General features: G+C 36.9%; 1 rRNA gene. It reads left to right on the plus strand.

From position 1 onward, the window contains the following. Positions 1 to 374 precede the first annotated feature (374 nt). Positions 375 to 596: ribosomal RNA gene (locus IEV18_RS17130) — 16S ribosomal RNA — on the plus strand; the annotation flags it as partial.

A 596-nucleotide genomic window follows, 5' to 3' on the forward strand; every position in this document is an offset into this window, starting at 1 on the left:
ATTTGTGTTGGTAAAAATAAACTTTTTCCACACAGAAATATAAATTCAAGTTTCTTCGATTAAAAAATACGAATGGATTGAAGGTATAACAAAGAAAATCGGTAAACTTAAAAATATTACTAGTTGATTTTTATTTTTACCTATGCTATATTTAATTCTGTTGTCGCAAGACAATATGTTAAAAAGAAAAACAAAAAAACATATTGACAAGCTACGAAAAGCATGGTAAATTATAATTCGTCGCTTGAAAAAACGACAAAAATTGATGTTCTTTGAAAACTGAACAAAACAACCTGTGCAGAGGGAAGAAGCAATGCTTCAATCCCCTGAAATGAAACGCTAAGATAAATGAACGTTGTTCATTTAAACAAACTTTTTTGGAGAGTTTGATCTTGGCTCAGGACGAACGCTGGCGGCGTGCCTAATACATGCAAGTCGAGCGAGTGAAACTAACGGATTCCTTCGGGATGACGTTAGTGGATCTAGCGGCGGACGGGTGAGTAACACGTGGGCAACCTGCCTGTAAGACCGGGATAACTTGCGGAAACGTGAGCTAATACCGGATAATGATTTCTGCCGCATGACAGGAATCTGAA

Source organism: Compostibacillus humi (assembly GCF_014637175.1).
Lineage (GTDB): Bacteria > Bacillota > Bacilli > Bacillales > Amphibacillaceae > Oceanobacillus > Oceanobacillus humi.